Origin of the sequence: Colwellia sp. KU-HH00111, assembly GCF_040362745.1 — a bacterium.
In the GTDB taxonomy this organism is placed as follows: Bacteria; Pseudomonadota; Gammaproteobacteria; order Enterobacterales; family Alteromonadaceae; genus Colwellia.
Genome location: NZ_BAABWO010000003.1, coordinates 135,462 through 153,184, shown reverse-complemented (window position 1 = coordinate 153,184; position 17,723 = coordinate 135,462). Strand labels below are relative to the sequence as shown.

The window sequence follows — 17,723 nt, the reverse complement described above, 5'->3', positions numbered from 1 at the left end:
ATTTCATCGACAATCACTTGCTATTTTGTGGTTTTATTCGGCTTTGGCATGATTTCATTGTGTCTGCATGGTAGAATGCGAAAAATTTCGTTGCGTCGTTTCGTTTCGTGCTCATATGGTTTTGGTTTTTGAGTATTGGCTTTCGATTCAAAAGCAGAAAAGCAACACGCAATTGCATTGTTAAATTCTGCGCGTTTATTTAGAGCAACGCCAGTAACAAAAGATATAAGAGCGCCCAGTCAAGGGCCGGTACCTTTAGGAAGATATTTTTATGACGCCAGATACTCTGTTGTGTGACATTGGTTTTATTGGGTTAGGAGTTATGGGCAAGAATTTAGTGCTCAACTTAGCTGATAATAACTATAGCGTAGCTGCATTTGATCTATGTGAAGACAAAATTGCAGCCGTTATTGAACAAGATCAACTCGAAAATACAACAAACAGCAAACGGGTATATGGTTGTACATCCTATTCACAATTACTATCCCAACTTAAAGCCCCTCATATTATAGTATTAAGTGTACCTGCTGGAGCCGCAGTTGATTTTGTTTGCGAGCAATTAATTGCCGCAGGTATTAACGACAATGCCATTGTAATTGATACGGGTAACAGCTTATGGGTGGACACTGTAGATAGAGAAAGAAAATACCAAAACGACTTTTTATTATTTTCATCTGCGGTCTCAGGGGGAGAAGTGGGGGCGCGCTTTGGTCCTTCATTAATGCCAAGTGGATCACCAGAAGCTTGGGCAAGGGTTAAACCAATTTGGCAAGCCATAGCAGCAAAAGTAGATGCTACCACAGGTAAACCCATTGAACGTAATAAACCTGGCCAAGTTATCAGCGAAGGTGAGCCTTGTGCCGCTTATATCGGCCCTGCAGGTGCGGGACATTATGTAAAAATGGTACACAATGGTATCGAGTATGCTGATATGCAACTGATTTGTGAAGCCTATCATATTCTACATACTGGCTTAGGCTTTAGTGCCGCTGAGGTAGGCGATATATTTGAACAATGGAATAACGGCAAACTCGACAGCTACTTAATGGAAATCAGTGTTGAAGTACTTCGCCATAAGTCGGTGGATACGGGAACTGCTTTGGTCGATATTATTTTAGACAAAGCCGGACAAAAAGGGACTGGTTTATGGACAGCCATGAGTAGCTTAGAGGTTGGTTGCCCAGCACCTACTATTGCAGAAGCGGTTTTTGCGCGATCTATGTCCTCGTTTAAATCATTACGCACCCAAGCATCAACGCGCCTAAAAGGCCCTGAGTTAACACCGTTATCTGAGCAAGAAAAACAAGTCATTATAGAGCAGCTTCACGATGCGATGTATTGTGCAAAAATCTGTGCTTATGCCCAAGGGTTTCAATTGATGAAGCTAGCAGCAAAAGAGCATGGTTGGACACTAAATTTTGCGAGTATTGCAAAAATTTGGCGAGCCGGTTGTATCATTCGAGCGACTTTTTTACAATCTATTACCCAAGCATATGAGCGCAATGAAGATTTAGATAATTTATTACTTGATGACTTTTTTGTAGCGCAATTGAGTGAACGTCAACTCAATTGGCGTAAAGCCCTATGTAGTGCGACTATGTTAGGTATTCCTAACCCAGCAATGTCGTCTGCTTTAGCTTATTATGATGCGATGCGCTGTGACGTATTGCCAGCCAACTTATTGCAAGGTCAACGTGATTTTTTTGGCGCTCATACGTTTGAGCGAAACGATAAAACAGACGGTAAAAAATATCATGTACAATGGTCTACACTTGAGCGTAATACTGTTGCGATTGACTAATAACAAATGATGAATAAGTAATTGAAGGATAATTCATATGACCGATGATGATTATAAAGAAAAGCTCAGTGATGATGCCTATAAAGTATGTCGCTTAGCAGCAACTGAACAACCTTTTAGTGGTATTTATAATGATCATTGGTTAACCGGAACCTATCATTGTGCTTGTTGTGATATGCCTTTGTTTGCAAGTGATAGCAAATTTAATGCAGGCTGTGGTTGGCCGAGCTTTTTTCAAGCCATTGAAGGTAATGTTGCCTACCTCAAGGACACCAGTCACAACATGAGCCGTATTGAAATTCAATGCCAGCATTGTCAATCTCATCTTGGCCATGTATTTGATGATGGTCCAAAACCCACGGGTAAACGTTATTGTGTTAATTCATTAAGTTTAACGTTTGAAAGCGCGTAACACAGCGCAATAGATATTAATACCAAGTTGATTAAGTTCTTTCCCACTGTTTAAGAACATAGATAATATGACTCATTCATCTGATTTAGATCACTAAATCAGCATGTAACCTCTAGCGAATTATTACCACTTGCATTACAATATGCGCGCAATAATATCCCACCATAGTCTAGTTTTATTTTTTGAAAAACTAGATTATTATGATTACAGTAATCTCTCGTTCAATTGATTGAAATATAAGGCTTAACTAATGACGACGTCTCATCTTGAGGAAGAATATCAAACCAGTTGGCAAGAACGCCAAACTTTCGCAGAAAACATGCAACCAATTATTGGTCAACTTTTTAGGAATCAGGGTATAGAAGTTTCTATCTATGGCCGTCCTCTATTAAATGCTTCTCCTATTGATATTATTAAAGCGCACAAATCAGTTTCTTTGCACGAAGAAAGTAAATTGCGTTTACGTGAAAGCTTTCCTTTTGTTGAAGCCTTAAGCAAAATGACACTAGCACCTGCACGTATTGACGTAGGTAAATTGGCTTATCGTTATTTGTTTCAAGGGCAATCAAACGACTTGTCAATTGAACAATATTTAGAAAAAGAATTAACCGCAGTTGCTTCTGGTACCGATGAAGCTAGAAGCCAAGATGTGGTGCTATATGGGTTTGGCCGTATTGGTCGTTTATTAGCGCGTTTACTTATTGAGCAAACTGGTCCGAATGCTAAATTGAACCTTCGTGCTGTTGTATTACGTCCAAGCAAAGGCGGAGATGACTTAGAAAAACGTGCAAGTTTATTACGTCGTGATTCAGTTCATGGTGCTTTTAATGGCAGCATCACCGTTGACAAAGACAACAACGTGATTAAAGCGAATGGTGCTTTTATCAAAGTTATTTATGCTAATTCACCCGCCGAAGTTGATTACACCGAACATGATATTAACAATGCTCTTGTTGTTGATAATACCGGTATTTGGAGCGATGAAGAAGGTTTAGGTCAGCATTTACAATCTAAAGGTGTTGCTAAAGTATTATTAACAGCCCCAGCGAAAGGCGATATCAAAAACATCGTTTATGGTGTTAACCATAATATGATTTTGCCTGAAGACAACATTGTATCAGCGGCAAGTTGTACAACTAATGCTATTACCCCTGTTTTAAAAGCATTAAATGATGAGTTTGGTATCCGCAATGGTCACGTTGAAACCATTCACTCTTATACTAATGATCAAAACCTAATTGATAATTATCATAAAGCACCACGTCGTGGTCGTAGTGCTCCGCTTAATATGGTAATTAGTACCACTGGTGCAGCCAAAGCGGTTGCTAAAGCGTTACCAGAGCTTAAAGGTTTATTAACCGGTAATGCTATTCGTGTGCCTACACCTAATGTGTCAATGGCTATTATGAATCTGAACTTGAAAAAAGCGACTGATAAAGATGGCTTAAATGATTACTTACGTAACATTTCATTGCATTCAGACCTACAAAACCAAGTTGACTACACTGCATCAAGTGAAATAGTTTCAACCGATTTAGTTGGCTCTCGTTACGCTGGTGTTGTTGACTCTCAAGCAACTATTGTTGATGGCGACAGAGCTGTGTTATACGTATGGTATGACAACGAGTTTGGTTACAGCTGTCAAGTAGTTCGCGTTATGTTAGAAATGGCGGGTATAACCGTTCCAACGTTACCGATAAAATAGTTATCGTAATTAACAGCATAATAAAAAAGCGCCTATAGCATGTATAGGCGCTTTTTTTTTAAGAATTTTTTACAGTTATAAACAACGTTTTGGTTTTGGCAATCCCGCGTACTTGGTTGCTTGTTTTGCTGGCCCGTCAGGAAATAAACGAAACAAATAACGGCTATTTGCTTTTTCTTCACCAAACTCAGCTTTCATCGCTTTAGTTAACGCACGTATCGCTGGCGAAGTGTTATAAGTGAGGTAAAACTGACGAACAAAACGGATGATCTCCCAATGTGCAGCACTTAGTTCAAAGCCGTCTTTCTCAGCCATTATAATGGCTAAGTCTTCTTGCCATATGCTGTGGTCTACTAAGTAGCCTTGGTTATCTGTGGCAATGATTTTGCCATTAAAATCTATTGCCATGTGATTACTCTGTCATGGGTGAAAGTAAGCTCAACGAGCTTGTGCATTGTTATTTTTTCAAAATGCTGCTCATCAACATCAAAACCTCTAGCTTTGGCATGTTGCTCAATTATTTTGACTTGAATACTGCTAGCTATTGCGCTCATTAACGGGTGCTTTAAGTTGTAACATCCGTCATCAAGTAAGGTGATAACATCGCCATTAGCCACAGTTTGTAGACACTGAGCAAAGTCATTACTGTTAAATGCACTTTGGCGAACAAGATGAAGTGTAGCCATTAATGCTGTTCCTTTTAATTAAATTTGCTAACGTATAGCGGTTAAAAACCTAGCCTAATATGACGGTTAAAATCTCAATACGGTTTGATGTGAAGCTAATTTCATAGCAAATTCTGTTGGCGTTAATACCTGAACATTGTCAATATGAAAATCTACAGTCAAATTTCGCTCGGTTAATGACGTTGCACAGACATACACCTGTTCAATATCGTAAAACTCAAAAGCAGCGAACGTTTTAAGGTAGTCTTTAACAGAAATAAGGGTGCCATCATGTCCTTGCTGCAGCTGAAATACACCATCACCTTGAAAAAACAATGATACTGGCTGTTCAAAAGAGCCAAAGATCAAGGCAATATCTAAAGCGTCTTTACCCGCATTGTCACTATAGGGAGCCTTAGCATTAATAATGGCTAATGTTTTCACTGTGTTATTTGTTGAAGTATTTGTCATTAAAATTGTACCAGGCGATCCGCGGTAGTTGTTAAGCTAACTAGCTCTCCCAAACCCGAAATGGTAAATAGAGAGTGGATATTAGATGATTTCTCATCGTTTATCCCGCGTTTTTCTGCTGCGGTTATGCATAAATGCAAAGGTAAATTGTATGTTTGTTGTAGCCGCTGCCATTGGTTAATCGCTTGAAATTCATCATTAGCAATTTGAACATCGGCATTGGCATGCAAAACGCCATCTTGGTAAAAAAACACACCAACTAACTCAACACCCGATTGAAGCGCTGACTCGATATAGTCAAGCGCGGTAACACTTAGGTTACTGTAAGGGGGAGAAGTGATCATTACCGCCAATTTTTTCACTAAGGTGTACTCTCTTTAAAGTTAACGTTGGGCATCAGACATAAAAAAGCCCCGTAAATACGAGGCTTGATATTATAGCGCTTTTTATCGAGACTAAAAGCGAATTAACAAAATGTTAATCATCGCCACCGAAAACACCTAACAGATGTAACAAGTGTACAAAAATATTATAAACATTTAAATATAATGAAATGGTTGCTCTGATGTAGTTACGTTCACCACCGTTGATAATACGGCTAGTATCAAACAAGATTAAACCAGACATTACCATGATAACTGCTGCACTAACGGCTAAAGAAAGCGCAGGAATTTGGAAAAATATATTCGCTAAGCTTGCCACTAACACAACAATTAAACCTGTCATTAAGAAGCCACCCATAAATGAGAAGTCTTTTTTACTGGTTAATGCATAACCTGAAAGCGCAAAAAATATTAATGCAGTACCGCCTAATGCTTGCATGATCATCGCTGGACCACCAGGCATTGCCGCATAAACATTCAGCATTGGCCCTAAAGAAGCACCCATTAATCCGGTAAAACCGAAAATCCAGAATATACCGCTTGCAGAATCAGCTTTTTTATTAACAACAAACATTAAACCAAAAGCAACCAACATCATTACAAGCGCTGCCATGTGTGACAAGTTCATCGCCATTGAAATGCCTGCTGTTACCGCACTAAATGCAAGTGTCATCGATAAAAGCATGTATGTATTTTTTAATACTTTATTTATTTCAATAGCAGAGCTTTGACTCGCCGTTTGAAAATTCATATTAGATTGCATAACTTTTCCTTTTAAAACTTAATTAAACATCACTTCTTATAATCTAAGATAAGGGCGTTTTGCTAAAGTTCAAGTTATTTTCTTAATCTCAACTAACGACCTGTGACATATTATGACACGGTGTTTTTTAAATAGCTAGTCTAGTTATCTAGCAATGAATGAATAATTGTTTCTGATTGTAACAGCCAAAAACACCTTGATCTATTAGATAACAGTTTGTTATTTATGTAAGTTCTTTTTTCCTAAAACAAGACTCGCTGTGATCATTGATTAACCCACATGCTTGAAGATGAGCGTAACAAATAGTAGAGCCGAAAAATTTAAATCCTCGTTGTTTTAAATCTTTGCTAATAGCATCAGATATCTCAGAGGTTGCAGGATATTCATCTAATGAAGTTATCGAATTAACAATAGTGGTATTATTAACAAACCCCCACAGGTAATTGCAAAAACTGCCAAACTCATGCTGAAGCGCTATAAATATTTTTGCATTAGAGATAGCGGCTTTTATTTTTGCTCTATTTCGAATAATAGCCGCATCTTGCATCAGCTCTTCAACTTTATCATCATCAAAATTAGCAACATCAGTAACATCGAAGTTGGCAAAGGCTTTTTTATAACCAGAACGCCTTTTTAATATGGTGTACCAGCTAAGCCCAGCCTGAGCTGACTCTAAAATAAGAAACTCAAACATAGTTTTATCGTCATGAACAGGAACCCCCCATTCTTCATCATGGTATTTTACATAATCGGGCTTTGACACATCAAGCCAAGGGCAACGACATGGCTCGGTATCATTTTGTATTTCTTCCATATTTCACTCATTATTTTAGGTAGCTTTTGCTTGAATTAAAAACAAGCTGATTAATTTTTTAGCAAACAAACACAAAACTAGCATAATTTGTAAAATAGTACTTTACAACTGCTAAGGGAGACTTTAATATTCGCCTCGTTCTCAAGCAGCCTTGTTAAAAAGCTATTTGTTTACTTCAGGTGAGATGGCTGAGTGGTCGAAAGCACCGGTCTTGAAAACCGGCAAGGGTTTGTAGCCCTTCTAGAGTTCAAATCTCTATCTCACCGCCACATTAGAAAAGCCCGTTACATAAGTAACGGGCTTTTTGCTTTCTGATACTCAAAAACTACCAATGGTTTTAGCGCTAAACCTTTTTGTAGAGTTCGAATTCTTCCTTTATCTCAAAGAAAAACATAGATCCATTACAAGTTTTTTAACTTTTATTTTGTAAATATACCGTGCAGACGATAATTATTGTATTTGTATGAAGAAAGGATTCAGCCAACCTTTTTTACGCGTCAACTTGTTGAAAGGCTTTGGTATTAAGTTATTGATGAAGTAAGGGAGTTAGCGTATTGTAGATTTTTAGAAATTCATGAAAGAAGGGTGAACTTCATGTTTAAACATGAAGGTTGTCCTGCTACAAAGCTGTTATATTTTTTCATTCAACTAAGGAAGAACAATGAAACTAAAAAGTATCCTAATTACATCAACACTACTTGGGGCTATGTCATCTGTATCACATGCAGAAAGTATAGTTTCAGATGACTTGTATAAAGAGTGGTGTTTAACCGGAATGTCTCAAGAGCTGGATGGTGAGGTCATCCCAGATAAGTCGAATTATAATTTTACACGAGATAACAAGCTTAAATATCAAGCAGCCTTTTTCAAACAAGAAGGTGATTTCTCTATTGAAGGGAACAAGATCAAAACTAAAGGAATGGGGAATTACAAGATAGTTTCAATCAAACCAGAAAAAATGGTTCTTTACTATGGTGGATACATGCACTTTAAGAGTGGTGTTTGTAACTGATGTTGATCAGGGCATTATTGATATCTATTTTTCTGATCTCAGTTAACGCAGTTGCTGAAGAGGAAAAAGAATATATCTGTGGGGGAGCCTCAGAGAAGTTAGCTTCGGTAATTGAAGATTGGTACGATTTTATACAAGGGGCAGAGTCCAAGAATGCTTCTATAATAAACCTGTATTCCGACTTTAAAGAAGGGAAACTTAAGCCGAAAGTTGTTAGGCACTGCAGTGAAAACTGGAGTGTTTTTAGTGATATTTACTCTTGTTTTTCCGGAATAAGAAGCGAGCTAGGGGCAGCCATGTGCTTACATCCTGATACAAACAAGAATGGATGGAGTTATTGGTAAAATTAAATCGGGTAGCCGGAGGTTTCTACCCTCCAGCCCCCTCCACACCACCCAGCATGCGGCTCCGCACAGAGCAACTAACTAAGCCACCCATAATTACTTTTAGCAAAAACGTAAACGTTTTGATTGTTATGAAAAAATAATCAAGTTAAAGTGATTTTATTAAAAAATAATATAAAAAACGAGTTATTCTACAGGCTCGTTAGCTTTCTATACAAGGATGTAATTACTATCAAATATTTGTCAAATATAGAGCAACCAATATTGGTTTACGCTTTTAAAGTTTCTTTACTCGTATTAACTATTTCTTTACCTCTAAGTTACCTCTTAGATTATATTTTTCCTAATGCTGAGACACCAGATTTCGAAATATCAATTCATACATTTTGGGGTGCTGTAATTATAGCCCCTATTATTGAGACAATATTGATGATTCCCATCATCCTAATTCTTCAAAAATATATACATAATATTGTAACCTTATCCATATTGAGCGCTATATTTTGGGGAGGGATTCACTCTCTGCAATTTACTTTTTGGGGGATTGCTATTTTCCCACTATTTTTCTTCATGACAATGGCTTATAAGTATTGGGATAAAATATCTATGGGTCATGCAATATTGGTTGTAATGGTTATCCATGCAATAAATAATGGTACTGCCATGTTGCTAGCTGCGACACTAGAAAGCTTATAAATAGAGGGGAGATTGCGCTTGCCGCAACTTAATCTAGTTGTTGAACAAGCCCGTTGTTGACAACTGAAATCAACAGAAACAACTGAAACAACTGAAATAGGCCACCCATGATAATTTTATTTATTATTTGCACTGTATAAAAATCAGTTTTGTTCAGAATGATACCAATTGCATGAAAAAAGGATGTGCCAGGCAGAAATAAACCCTGTCATTGTGGGAGAGGAAAGAAGTATAAAAAATGTTGCCTGTAAATAAATATCATTTATAGTGGTGCTATCAATAAAGGACGATTACTTGGTACAAAAGCATGTCAAAAGAAAACAATAAAGTACGATTTGACTTTATTGAAAGTGTTGTTTGGTGGGAAGGGCAAATTAATGCGACTCACCTAGCAAATAAATTTCAACTATCACGGCAAGCAGCAAGCTCGGTTTTACAACAATACCGAGACAAATATCCTTTTTACTTGCGCTACAATCAATCGAGTAAAGCATTTATAGCCACGGATGACTTTTATCATTTAGCGCAATTAACCCCTTTTTCAAACTATTTAACACTAACAACAGAGCCTCATCAAAAATCAGCTAATTGTCAGCAACATGCCAATGTATTCGCCTTTGAAGTAGAAGCCCCCCTTCGAAATATTAACCCAATTCAAGTGCAGCCTATTTTACGCGCCATACGCGAAAAACTCGCCATAGATATTGGTTACATATCGCTTTCAAGCCCCGATTATCTCGACAGAATTATTCAACCACATGCCATGATATTTGACGGGTTACGATGGCATGTTAGGGCTTATTGCAATAAAAACAGCCAATTTAGAGACTTCACTTTATCGCGTTTTAATGGTGAAGCAACCTTTGAAGGCAAAGCAACACATTTAGCTGAACAAGATGATAAGTGGCAAACAATGGTTGATGTTGTCATAGAAGCAGATCCTAGATTCAACGACCAGCAAAAACGGATAATAGAGCAAGATTTTCAAATGGAAAATGGCCAAAAAACCATAACCACACGGGCGGCCCTAGTTAATTATCTTTTACGTCGTTTGCACATCGACAGTTACAAAAACACCCCAGAAGAACAACAAATTGTACTCACCAGCGATAGTAGAAAATGCGTAACACCTTACCTACCTTAACCTGTAAAGTTACTGTACATGTGAGAAATTACAGTGTTGTGCAAGATAATTAACTTACTTACGATATGCTCAATCATCAGCACGGCTAAACCGGCAGCAGCTAAACCGACAATAATAAAAGACAGATAAAGTATGGACACATTAAAATCGTCAGATCTAAAAGCAATATTACACTCTAAACGTGCGAATATGTTTTACTTAGAATATTGCCGTGTTATGCAAAAAGACGGACGTGTACTTTACCTAACTGAAACTAGCAAAGAAAACCAATACTTTAATATCCCCATTGCCAACACCACAGTGTTACTTTTAGGTAATGGCACTTCAATTACCCAAGCCGCTATGCGCATGTTAGCGCAAGCAGGCGTTTTAGTTGGTTTTACTGGTGGTGGCGGTACACCACTGTTTATGGCAAACGATGTTGAACAACCCATTGAATGGTTAACACCGCAAAGCGAATATCGGCCAACCGAATATTTACAAGCATGGCTGAGCTTTTGGTTTGATGATGAAAAACGGCTAACAGCGGCAAAAATGATTCAAACCGCTCGTATTGACTACCTAACCCGTATTTGGACAAAAGATCGCGAGCTAAAGCAAAACGGTTTTGAACTTTCGAAACTAGAAAACGCATTAACCACGTTTACCCAGCGCACTGAGAATGCCACCAAACAAAGCGAATTATTATTAACCGAAGCGCAGCTTACCAAAGCGCTTTATAAATGCGCTGCCAATGCCACAAACACCAGCGATTTTACTCGGCAGCATCAATCAACCGATTTGGCGAACGACTTTTTAAATCACGGTAATTACCTCGCTTATGGATTAGCTGCAACAACCTTATGGGTGTTAGGCATTCCGCATGGCTTTGCCGTAATGCACGGTAAAACCAGACGCGGCGCATTAGTGTTTGACGTTGCCGATTTAATTAAAGACGCATTGGTATTACCGTGGGCATTTATCTGCGCTAAAGAAAATGCCACTGAGCAAGAATTCAGACAGCAAATATTACAAAGCTTTACCGACCACAAAGCGCTTGATTACATGTTCGACAAAGTAAAAGAAATAGCGCTAGCCGATCACGGTGAACATCATGACTAGCTGGCGAGAACCTGATTATCGTATCGAGATTGAACAAAGCAATCTAAAAGAAGTTTTAAGTGGATATGCGATTGATATCAAAATACATCGTGCATCAAAACCATACCCCTTATCAGGAATGATAATAACAAACATAGGATGTTTATGGCTTAATTCACAAAAAAGTAAGGTGAACATAGGAGAGCCTGTAAGCATAGAGCTATTAGCCTGCTGCGATTCCATGAATATCATCGAAAGTGAAGAAGATCCCCTTGCAAAATATATAGGTCTGCATTTAAAAGGAATAATTATGCATCCTTTTAAAATAACCGAAAAAAAGGCATTAAAAAACAGCCGTTTGTTAAGAAGGCTTTCATTATGATGGTCACCTTTGTTAGCCAGTGCGAGAAAAACGCCCTGAAAAAAACGCGTCGAGTATTAGACGCATTCGCCAACCGCATTGGCGACAATACCTGGCAAACTATCATCACCGAAGACGGCTTAATCACTGTAAAAAGAATGCTGCGCCAAACCGCCAGTAAAAGCACTGCGGTAAGTTGCCACTGGATACGTTCTCGTTCAAGAAGCCAGTTTTTGTGGGTGGTGGGCAATAAATCAAAATTTAATGAACAGGGAATAGTGCCTGTTAACTATACCGAAAAAGATATGACTGAATTTAAAGATAGTGCTAGTTGGAAAACATTAGATGTAATTGCAAGTGCTGCAGCGATTGCTGGTTTATTTCATGATTTTGGTAAAGCTAATGTTTTATTTCAGAATAAAATAAACCCGGATATAAAAACCGAAAATTCAGAACCCTATCGACACGAATGGGTTTCATTGCGTTTATTCCAAGCGTTTGTAAACAGTAAAAATGACGCTCAATGGTTAGAAGCTATAGCTGAGCAACAATTTGAAAATATACAACCGTGTTTTAAAGATGGTGTTGATCAAGGATTCGGCCAGCACCCCATTTCCAGTTTGTCACCATTCGCACAGTTAGTTGCGTGGATCATTGTTTCACACCATAAACTACCACTTTGTCCAGCGTGGCAAGATAATATTAATACACCTCATTTAAAAGATATTGATAAGTGGTTAATTAAAAGTTTTGATGCGAATTGGAACTCGTATCATTGTAATGATGATGACCAGAAAGGTCGTGTGCAAGATAATTGGTTTTTTGCTGAAAAGGCTCTTCCTTATTACAGTAAAAAATGGTGTTCTCAAGCGTCTAATATCGCATCAAAAGCACAAGCTCAGTTATTAAAACGAGAGTTTTTCAACAATGACTATATCAATGATCAAATATTCACTAGTCATTTAGCTAGGTTAGCAATGATGTTGGCTGACCGTTATTATTCTTCACAACCAGAAGTTACGACTGAATGGAGAGGCTCTATATACCATACGTTCGCTAACACCTATGATAAATTATCAGGAAAGTCCGGTTTAAAACAGCAACTCGATGAGCATTTAATAGGTGTGGCAATAAACAGTAGAGATATTGTGAATGCTCTGCCTAGGTTGAAAGTTACTTTGCCTAAGCTTGATGATATTGAATTTCTGTCGGAGCGTATTAAAAAATCTCAAACGGAAATTTTTGAAAACTATGGATGGCAAAATAATGCTCAAAAACTTGCTAGCAAACTTGGGAGTGAAACACTTAATAATGGCTTTTTCGGCATTAATATGGCGTCTACAGGTAAAGGGAAAACTATAGCTAATGCCAAAATTATGTATGCAATTGGTGAGCAGACTGGGAATAAGCGATTTTCTATCGCTCTTGGTTTGCGTACGTTAACACTTCAAACTGGTCGCGAATTTAAAGATAGTATTGGTTTAAATGATGAAAAACTTGCAATTGCTGTAGGTGGTTCTGCTGTTAAGCAGTTGTTTGAAAATGCGCAAAATCAAACAAAAACAGAAACAGAGAGTAGTTGTGGTAGTGAATCAGCAGAAGAAAATCTAAATGATGAAATTTATACATATTATCGCGGTGAAACAGAGCACAGTTTAAGCAAATGGACAGCACATGATAAAAATATTGATAAATTACTCAGCGCACCTGTACTTGTATGCACAATAGATCATTTAATTTCTGCCACTGAAGGAACAAGGGGCGGTAGGCAAACAGCAGCTATGTTGCGTTTGCTCAGTTCTGATCTTGTTTTGGATGAACCTGATGATTTTGGCTTATCCGATTTACCTGCACTTTGCCGTTTAGTTAACTGGGCTGGCATGTTAGGCAGTAGGGTTTTACTTTCAACGGCAACTATGCCTCCTGCTTTGGTCTTTGCGCTTTATGAATCATATAGAGCTGGTTGGCAGCAATATGCTAAGGCAAATTTAACTGATTGGTCAGGCGATATTTGCTGTGCTTGGTTTGATGAAAATAAGGTGTCAGATTTTGAAAAACGCCATATTTCAGATTTGACTTCGTTTAAGTCAGAACATAATAAGTTTGTCCAAGACCGTATATCGTTTTTAAGTGGAGTAAAGTCGCAGAATAAACAACTCGGTAAAATAGCTGACATTAAACGAAGTGATGGTGATTCATCGTCACAAGCAATAGCAAAAACAATCTACAACCAACTTGGTCAGTTACATGATTTGCATCATACGAGTCAAAATGGAAAAACAGTTTCAATTGGATTGGTGCGTATGGCTAACATTAATCCTTTGGTCAGCGTTGCCAAACAAATAATGTCGTTAGATGCGCCTGCTATTGAAGAAAGTAATGATTGCTGTATTCATTTATGTATCTACCACAGCCGTTATCCCTTGGCGATACGAAGCGCAATAGAAAATCAGTTAGATACAGCACTAAAGCGCAAGAATGTAAGCAGTATTTTTGATGCAATCCATCCTGTAGGTAAAGTGATAAATAAGCATCCACAAAAGCATCATATATTTGTTGTATTGGCCTCACCAGTTGCTGAGGTTGGACGTGATCATGATTACGATTGGGCTATTGTCGAGCCAAGTTCAATGCGTTCCATTATTCAGATAGCAGGTCGAGTATTAAGGCATAGAGAAAAGCCAATAACAGAACCAAACATGGTGTTGTTAAATCAAAACTATAAAGCACTAAGTGGTAGTGAAATTTGTTTTACACGGCCCGGTTTTGAAATGAAAACAAATACAGAAAAATTGCTGTTTGCTAAGCCGCATTGCTTAAATGATTTACTTCCGAAAGATCAGTATGAAATTATCAATGCAGTACCAAGAATAACCTTGCCAGAAAAAGAGAAATACCATCCTGATAAGGCTGGTTTTTATATCGACTTAAATGGTTTGGAACATAAAGCATTGGCATGGCAATTATTTTCTGGAGATAACAACGCTAGGGTTTGGTGGAATGTGGAAAGCAAAGTAATGCCATATTGGTGCGGCGAGGTGCAGCGACAACAACGGTTTAGGCAAAGCCAGCAAGACGAAGCTTACTATTTAATGTTGGATGATGAGTTTAATCAGCCTTACTGGCGTTGGTTTAATGAAAATGTTCGCCCAGCTAAATTTGGTGAAGTGTCAGAAATCAACATATCGTCAGTACAAAAATTATCTAAGGGAAAGAATATCTATTTTTGGTTTGATCAATCACCAGAACATATTTATCAAACATTGTCTGATGAATTAAATATGGATCTAAGTGAAATCGGTCAACATTTTGGTGAGTTAAGAATAACGGAATTTGAAAATAGCAGTAACCGAGAATACTGCTATCACAATAATTTTGGCATGTATCAGGAGGTTAATAACGATGAGTGAGAATATGCAAGAATGGCAAAAAACAATAAAAGAATACATAGACGGTCTTAATGAGCACGATAAACAGAGTGATTATATTGACGAATTACTTTCAACTTTTATTTCCAAAAAACTTTTGTGTGATGTTTCAGGTGATGACGAAAAGGCGATTAATAAGTTTTTAGCTAATATAAAGAAAACGCCTGTCACAGCGAAAAACAAAGATAAAATAATGTGTTTTTATCAAGAGGCATTAGATAAAGGATGGATGCAACCAATACCCGAAACGATTGAAAAAATAAGCCGTAAAAGTAATTTTTGCAATATTTGGATATCGCGTTCTATAGAGATAAGTGAAGGGGTATTGCCCGCAACGCATTGCGCTAAGTTAACGCATTCAAGCTCATCTGGCTCTTCAATTTTAGATAAATCCAGCAATAGTCGAACTGATTATATAAGCTCCAGTGGTTTGCAAGAAAAGATTATTGACGGTACTTACCCTAATGCGACCTTATCAAAACAAGTTAAATTTTTAATGCTTGAACTTGATGGTTCTTATCTTTTTGAGGAGATACAAAAAGGGAATAGTACTATTTTTACTGATTTTGCACAGGATAAGGCAGAATTAGATTATTGGATAAAAAGTTACCAAACAATACTGAATGAAAAACCTAAGACAGATATTTTATTAAAGCAACTTTTCTTCCCTGTAGCTAAAAATTACCATTTATTAACAGTACTTCAATCATCTTCCTTAGCTCAACGGCTATATGTGCAGTGTTTTGATAAAGAGGCACGTAAGAAACAGGAACAATTTACTAAAGCCAAAAAGTCTCACAAATTTATACCAGAAACACAGAAAAGTTTGATTGGTGTAAGTAAATTGTTGATTACACAAAGTCAGCATCAAAATGCAACTGTATACAATGGTAAAAGAGGTGGAATTCAAAGACTATTCAGCACTCAGCCTCCTGCATGGACAACACAAACTAAACCACCTATCAATCAAAAGTCTTGGTTTTACCGTGGTATACCAAATTCTGCCGTTCAAACAGATATTGGTTATTTGCGCGATTTTTTATTACGTAATGAAAAGCTTTCGTTAAGCACGCGCAACCCACAGAAAAGAAAGTGGTTGATCAAGTTGGGGCAGGGCTTAACTGATGTAGTCTTATTTTATGCACAGCGAATACAAATGTTGCCTGCAGGTTGGACGTCAACCGATGACATTCAACTCAAGTTATCTCAGCAATATTTTCTTGATCCTTATCGAAATGATGAAGTATTTCAAGCGGCACGTAAAAGTACTAATTGGCAGCTGGATGTTAGTAAGGACTTTGCTAAATGGGTGAATAGCAAGTTAATCGGAAAAGATAAGCTGTTTACACCGCAAACCGAGCACTCCAAATTATGGGTGCTGTTGATGAGTAACGCACAGCGTGAGCTTAACCCAATGCCTGAGATTATTAAAGATACGGGGGAAAGAACATGACACAGTATTTGTTGTTAAATAAAGTTAAAGTTCAAAATGCCAATGCAGTGTCTGGCTTTACATGGGGCTTCCCTGCTATTACTCATTTTTTGGGCTTTACACATAACCTTTCTCTGAAGTTGGGAAGGTCGACATATCAAGGGTTCAGTCTTAAAGGCTGTACTGTAGTTGCTCATGAACACCATGTGCATACCTTTGGGAAATACAATGATAGATTTTTACAAAGTAAAAACCCTGCCTATTTGTCGGGTGACGTAAACAAAGTTACCCAAGGTGGTGCTCCCTCAATTGTAGAAGAGGGAAAGATGAATATGACGGTATCGCTAGTCATGGAATTTGATGGGTTTGTAGGTCGTGAAGTGGGTGATCTGCTTACTTGGTTAAAGCAGCAATGCTTAATGCAGAGACTAGCAGGAGGTAGCATTTTATCTATTGAAGATGTGCAGCTTTTTGATAGTACAAGCCAGCAGAGCTTTTTCAAATTAAAACGCTTACTGATGCCGGGGTTTATATTAATGGATAGATCGAGTCATTTAGCTGAATATTATCAAACTTGTTTAGATAAAAATTCAGAAGCTGATCAGCTTGAGGCTTGGTTGGATTTTATAGCATTGAGGCAGCAAGCTAGACCAATTTCATCCTTGATTAATAAGCACTTGCAAGAAGCGGGAGAACAAAATTTATATAGTATTTGGCTTGAGCATTTGGTTAAGCCATACAACATCGACATTCCTCAAGAATTGATTAATTACTTTTCGGAATTAGAAGAAACGAAAAATACAAAAACACTATTAAAGCAATGGAATGAATACATAAACCCAACAAATAAGACTTCTGCTGAGTGGGAGTATTTATCAAAACCTAATCCCGGATATCTAATACCTATTATGACCGGGTATAAAGCCATTTCACCTGTTTATGAAAATAAAGAGGTCGCCAATACGCGTGATAGTGAAACCCCTGTGTGCTTTGTTGAATCTGTTCATTCAGTTGGCGAGTGGTTAGGGGTTAATCGCTTAAAAAACCATAGAGATATTGCAAGTAGCCTATGGAATTATCAATACGATGATGGCTGGTATTTATGCCAGCAAACTAAACAATTAGAAAATGATGAAAGTGACTTAGAACAGCAAGTTTCAGTGCTTTTTGACCCAATTGATGAATTAATTTAACAAAAGAATGATTTATAAA

19 protein-coding genes and 1 tRNA gene are annotated in these 17,723 nt (G+C 37.7%); 14 read left to right on the top strand and 6 right to left on the bottom strand.

Going from position 1 to position 17,723, the window contains the following annotated elements; translation table 11 throughout:
- Positions 1-271: 271 nt before the first annotated feature.
- From gnd to ABXG98_RS07750, 3 genes are all read left to right on the top strand, one after another.
- Positions 272-1,801, top strand: coding sequence for an NADP-dependent phosphogluconate dehydrogenase (gnd, locus tag ABXG98_RS07760; protein ID WP_353538130.1), 1,530 nt, complete (start codon positions 272-274; stop codon positions 1,799-1,801).
- 37 nt (positions 1,802-1,838) lie between these two features.
- A complete protein-coding gene (gene msrB / locus ABXG98_RS07755) occupies positions 1,839-2,213 on the top strand; it encodes a peptide-methionine (R)-S-oxide reductase MsrB (protein ID WP_353538129.1) in 375 nt (124 codons plus the stop codon).
- A gap of 250 nt (positions 2,214-2,463) precedes the next feature.
- A complete protein-coding gene (locus tag ABXG98_RS07750; RefSeq protein ID WP_353538128.1) occupies positions 2,464-3,918 on the top strand; it encodes a glyceraldehyde-3-phosphate dehydrogenase in 1,455 nt (484 codons plus the stop codon).
- Positions 3,919-3,993: 75 nt separating this feature from the next.
- Here ABXG98_RS07750 and ABXG98_RS07745 read toward each other — a convergent pair whose 3' ends face one another.
- The 6 genes from ABXG98_RS07745 to ABXG98_RS07720 all read right to left on the bottom strand — a co-directional run bounded on the left by ABXG98_RS07745 (position 3,994) and on the right by ABXG98_RS07720 (position 7,014).
- Positions 3,994-4,326: a TusE/DsrC/DsvC family sulfur relay protein gene (locus ABXG98_RS07745; protein WP_353538127.1), complete on the bottom strand. Its 333-nt coding sequence runs from the start codon at positions 4,324-4,326 to the stop codon at positions 3,994-3,996.
- Positions 4,317-4,604 carry a sulfurtransferase complex subunit TusB gene (tusB, locus tag ABXG98_RS07740; protein WP_353538126.1) on the bottom strand — a complete coding sequence of 96 codons (288 nt, stop codon included), beginning with the start codon at positions 4,602-4,604 and terminating at the stop codon, positions 4,317-4,319. Before tusB ends, ABXG98_RS07745 begins: the two co-directional genes overlap by 10 nt.
- 66 nt (positions 4,605-4,670) lie before the next feature.
- Complete coding sequence (gene tusC, locus ABXG98_RS07735; protein ID WP_353538125.1) at positions 4,671-5,054, bottom strand: sulfurtransferase complex subunit TusC; 384 nt, start codon at positions 5,052-5,054, stop codon at positions 4,671-4,673.
- On the bottom strand, positions 5,054-5,416 hold the full coding sequence (gene tusD, locus ABXG98_RS07730; RefSeq protein ID WP_353538124.1) for a sulfurtransferase complex subunit TusD: 363 nt from the start codon (positions 5,414-5,416) through the stop codon (positions 5,054-5,056). The genes tusC and tusD overlap by 1 nt, the downstream gene beginning before the upstream one ends.
- A 115-nt stretch (positions 5,417-5,531) precedes the next feature.
- Entirely contained in the window at positions 5,532-6,200 is a 669-nt protein-coding gene (locus ABXG98_RS07725; protein ID WP_353538123.1) for a Bax inhibitor-1/YccA family protein, read from the bottom strand.
- A 223-nt stretch (positions 6,201-6,423) separates the two neighbouring features.
- Positions 6,424-7,014 carry a DNA-3-methyladenine glycosylase I gene (locus tag ABXG98_RS07720; protein WP_353538122.1) on the bottom strand — a complete coding sequence of 197 codons (591 nt, stop codon included), beginning with the start codon at positions 7,012-7,014 and terminating at the stop codon, positions 6,424-6,426.
- A gap of 178 nt (positions 7,015-7,192) precedes the next feature.
- Between ABXG98_RS07720 and ABXG98_RS07715 the strand changes: the two genes are divergently transcribed.
- The 11 genes from ABXG98_RS07715 to csy2 all read left to right on the top strand — a co-directional run bounded on the left by ABXG98_RS07715 (position 7,193) and on the right by csy2 (position 17,704).
- A tRNA-Ser gene (locus ABXG98_RS07715) sits at positions 7,193-7,283 on the top strand.
- A 392-nt stretch (positions 7,284-7,675) separates the two neighbouring features.
- Positions 7,676-8,026, top strand: coding sequence for a hypothetical protein (locus ABXG98_RS07710; RefSeq protein ID WP_353538121.1), 351 nt, complete (start codon positions 7,676-7,678; stop codon positions 8,024-8,026).
- A complete protein-coding gene (locus ABXG98_RS07705; protein ID WP_353538120.1) occupies positions 8,026-8,370 on the top strand; it encodes a hypothetical protein in 345 nt (114 codons plus the stop codon). The genes ABXG98_RS07710 and ABXG98_RS07705 overlap by 1 nt, the downstream gene beginning before the upstream one ends.
- 153 nt (positions 8,371-8,523) lie before the next feature.
- The gene (locus ABXG98_RS07700) at positions 8,524-9,066 is read left to right on the top strand and encodes a hypothetical protein (RefSeq protein ID WP_353538119.1); all 543 of its coding nucleotides are present in this window, start codon (positions 8,524-8,526) and stop codon (positions 9,064-9,066) included.
- Between the two features lie 185 nt (positions 9,067-9,251).
- A complete protein-coding gene (locus ABXG98_RS07695; RefSeq protein ID WP_353538277.1) occupies positions 9,252-9,317 on the top strand; it encodes an SEC-C metal-binding domain-containing protein in 66 nt (21 codons plus the stop codon).
- 56 nt (positions 9,318-9,373) lie between these two features.
- The gene (locus ABXG98_RS07690; protein ID WP_353538118.1) at positions 9,374-10,210 is read left to right on the top strand and encodes a WYL domain-containing protein; all 837 of its coding nucleotides are present in this window, start codon (positions 9,374-9,376) and stop codon (positions 10,208-10,210) included.
- A 132-nt stretch (positions 10,211-10,342) separates the two neighbouring features.
- Complete coding sequence (cas1f, locus tag ABXG98_RS07685) at positions 10,343-11,311, top strand: type I-F CRISPR-associated endonuclease Cas1f (RefSeq protein WP_353538117.1); 969 nt, start codon at positions 10,343-10,345, stop codon at positions 11,309-11,311.
- Complete coding sequence (locus tag ABXG98_RS07680) at positions 11,304-11,672, top strand: hypothetical protein (RefSeq protein WP_353538116.1); 369 nt, start codon at positions 11,304-11,306, stop codon at positions 11,670-11,672. The genes cas1f and ABXG98_RS07680 overlap by 8 nt, the downstream gene beginning before the upstream one ends.
- Positions 11,669-15,061: a type I-F CRISPR-associated helicase Cas3f gene (gene cas3f, locus ABXG98_RS07675; protein ID WP_353538115.1), complete on the top strand. Its 3,393-nt coding sequence runs from the start codon at positions 11,669-11,671 to the stop codon at positions 15,059-15,061. The genes ABXG98_RS07680 and cas3f overlap by 4 nt, the downstream gene beginning before the upstream one ends.
- Complete coding sequence (csy1, locus tag ABXG98_RS07670) at positions 15,054-16,532, top strand: type I-F CRISPR-associated protein Csy1 (protein ID WP_353538114.1); 1,479 nt, start codon at positions 15,054-15,056, stop codon at positions 16,530-16,532. The genes cas3f and csy1 overlap by 8 nt, the downstream gene beginning before the upstream one ends.
- Positions 16,529-17,704 (top strand): type I-F CRISPR-associated protein Csy2, encoded by a 1,176-nt coding sequence (csy2, locus tag ABXG98_RS07665; RefSeq protein WP_353538113.1) that lies wholly within the window; start codon positions 16,529-16,531, stop codon positions 17,702-17,704. Before csy1 ends, csy2 begins: the two co-directional genes overlap by 4 nt.
- Positions 17,705-17,723: the final 19 nt, after the last annotated feature.

Excerpts from the sequence above, each read along its gene's own strand:
- cas3f (WP_353538115.1), top strand. The coding sequence starts at position 11,669 with ATGATGGTCACCTTTGTTAGCCAGTGCGAGAAAAACGCCCTGAAAAAA.
- ABXG98_RS07680 (WP_353538116.1), top strand. The coding sequence starts at position 11,304 with ATGACTAGCTGGCGAGAACCTGATTATCGTATCGAGATTGAACAAAGC.
- csy1 (WP_353538114.1), top strand. The coding sequence starts at position 15,054 with ATGAGTGAGAATATGCAAGAATGGCAAAAAACAATAAAAGAATACATA.
- ABXG98_RS07745 (WP_353538127.1), bottom strand. The coding sequence starts at position 4,326 with ATGGCAATAGATTTTAATGGCAAAATCATTGCCACAGATAACCAAGGC.
- ABXG98_RS07750 (WP_353538128.1), top strand. The coding sequence starts at position 2,464 with ATGACGACGTCTCATCTTGAGGAAGAATATCAAACCAGTTGGCAAGAA.
- msrB (WP_353538129.1), top strand. The coding sequence starts at position 1,839 with ATGACCGATGATGATTATAAAGAAAAGCTCAGTGATGATGCCTATAAA.
- tusC (WP_353538125.1), bottom strand. The coding sequence starts at position 5,054 with ATGACAAATACTTCAACAAATAACACAGTGAAAACATTAGCCATTATT.
- ABXG98_RS07705 (WP_353538120.1), top strand. The coding sequence starts at position 8,026 with ATGTTGATCAGGGCATTATTGATATCTATTTTTCTGATCTCAGTTAAC.
- ABXG98_RS07690 (WP_353538118.1), top strand. The coding sequence starts at position 9,374 with ATGTCAAAAGAAAACAATAAAGTACGATTTGACTTTATTGAAAGTGTT.
- ABXG98_RS07725 (WP_353538123.1), bottom strand. The coding sequence starts at position 6,200 with ATGCAATCTAATATGAATTTTCAAACGGCGAGTCAAAGCTCTGCTATT.
- csy2 (WP_353538113.1), top strand. The coding sequence starts at position 16,529 with ATGACACAGTATTTGTTGTTAAATAAAGTTAAAGTTCAAAATGCCAAT.
- ABXG98_RS07720 (WP_353538122.1), bottom strand. The coding sequence starts at position 7,014 with ATGGAAGAAATACAAAATGATACCGAGCCATGTCGTTGCCCTTGGCTT.
- cas1f (WP_353538117.1), top strand. The coding sequence starts at position 10,343 with ATGGACACATTAAAATCGTCAGATCTAAAAGCAATATTACACTCTAAA.
- ABXG98_RS07710 (WP_353538121.1), top strand. The coding sequence starts at position 7,676 with ATGAAACTAAAAAGTATCCTAATTACATCAACACTACTTGGGGCTATG.
- gnd (WP_353538130.1), top strand. The coding sequence starts at position 272 with ATGACGCCAGATACTCTGTTGTGTGACATTGGTTTTATTGGGTTAGGA.
- tusB (WP_353538126.1), bottom strand. The coding sequence starts at position 4,604 with ATGGCTACACTTCATCTTGTTCGCCAAAGTGCATTTAACAGTAATGAC.